Below are 1603 nucleotides of genomic sequence, written 5' to 3'. Positions count from 1 at the left end.
ATCACCGGTGACGGGGGGTCGGGTGCGGCCGGACGCGGACGGCTCGGTAACCTAAGGCCCGCTGACAGACACTTAGGGCGCGTCGCCACTGTGTCCGCCGCCCATCGCAGCGGCTTCGCAGCCGCCGATGGCCTGGTCTCCGCTTGAGTCGTCACATCCCGGAGAGCGCCGCGGCGAAGCGTTTCGTCACCCGGAATCGGCGGCTTCCCCGAAGCAGCGCAGGACCGCCCCACCTCACCCAGGGGACAGTCACAGGACTCTTCCAGGAACCGGGTTTAGGCCGGCCGGGGCACCTGGGGCCTGCCCCCTCAGCCCTGTTGCCGACTCCTGCGGGAGACCACCGCGCGCAGCACCCGGCGGCCCTCGACCGACACCTCCAGCGCCCGGCGCAGCCCGGCCGGGCCGTGTCCGGCGAGGACCTCCAGGACGGTGATCTGGCGGCGCAGTTCGGCGGCGACGAGGGGCGACATGCCCTCCGTGCGGCCCTGGCGGCGGGAGTCGACGGACGGTGCCTCGTCCTCGGCGGTGTCCAGGAGCCGGTGGATCTGGAGGGCCGCGACGGAGCAGGCGTCGGCCCACACCCGGACTCCCGCGGCGGACCGCTCGGCGGGAGCGGCATCGAGCATCCGGTGGGCGAGCACGGCCGCCTCGTCCCCGGGGCCGGCCGCGTCCAGCTTGCCTCGCGCCTGCTCCAGCCGCTCGCCCCACTCACCGGCACCCGCGTCGTCGCCGAGGCTCGCCCACAGCGGCCGCAGGATCTCGTCGTCGCCGCCCAGCAGGGGCACGCACCGATCCAAACAAGCCAGCCCGCTCGCGGCCAGCCCACGCTCGTCGGCCTGTGCGATCAACTCCACCAGGCTCATCCACGCCTCCCTCCGCGGGCCGTCTCCGGGGCCCGATCAGGCCGCTGCCAGCCCTCACCCCTTACGGAACCCGCACTTCCCCTTACTGCGTGCGACGGCCCCGGAGTGTCACAGGGGCACCACACCCAGCCTGTCGAGGAAGCGGAACAGGAGGTTTTCGGCCTGGGGCCCCCTGCTCGAGCGAAGCCGAGAGTGGGGCAGGATCAGGGTCTGACGTCAGTACGGCCACGAGGGCGTCGGCGTTCACATCGGACCCGGCCTCGACGGCCCAGCGCACGGCGCGCTCGGCGGCGTCGCAGGGTTCAAGGAAGTAGTCCTCCAGCGTCAGGCCCTCCCGGCCCGCCCCCAGATACCCGGCCATGGCCGAGCGCGCGAGGCAGGTCGACCACGCGCCGCTCTCCGGGGCCGCGGCCTCCAGCACCACGCACTCGCTGTTCATGACGTACCCGAAGAGCGCGGGCGCCCCGGTCTCCCGGGCGAGGGCGTTCATTTTCCCGATGTCACCGTCGCTGCTCGGCTACTCCCACACCTGCCACCCGCCCGGCGCAGAGGCGCGCTGCGTCGGACCGTCCCCGGCCCACGCCGGCACCTCCAGCTCCGGCAGCGGCCGCCCCCCCCCCCGGCCCACGACGAAATACCCCCAGTAGCCCATGTCCCGGGTCCCCCCGGCATATTCGGTGCCGCTCGCGAGTCGTCGTTCTCGATCGTGCGAGGGGTGCCGTCGTAGGTGACGACCGTCT

At 73.2% G+C, this 1603-nt stretch carries 1 protein-coding gene and 1 pseudogene; both read right to left on the bottom strand.

Annotation, left to right across the window (positions count from 1 at the left end):
* Nucleotides 1-308: 308 nt before the first annotated feature.
* Nucleotides 309-863, bottom strand: a complete 555-nt coding sequence (locus ABZ281_RS48745) for a hypothetical protein (protein WP_356665213.1) — start codon at nucleotides 861-863, stop codon at nucleotides 309-311.
* A gap of 108 nt (nucleotides 864-971) precedes the next feature.
* A pseudogene (locus ABZ281_RS48740) lies at nucleotides 972-1515 on the bottom strand (hypothetical protein).
* Between the last annotated feature and the right edge of the window lie 88 nt (nucleotides 1516-1603).

This window comes from Streptomyces sp. NPDC006265, from assembly GCF_040613555.1.
GTDB lineage: Bacteria > Actinomycetota > Actinomycetes > Streptomycetales > Streptomycetaceae > Streptomyces.
This window is presented reverse-complemented; position numbering and strand designations above follow the sequence as displayed.

What these genes read in the sequence shown, in the direction of transcription:
- ABZ281_RS48745 (WP_356665213.1), bottom strand. Translation starts at nt 863, where the DNA reads ATGAGCCTGGTGGAGTTGATCGCACAGGCCGACGAGCGTGGGCTGGCC.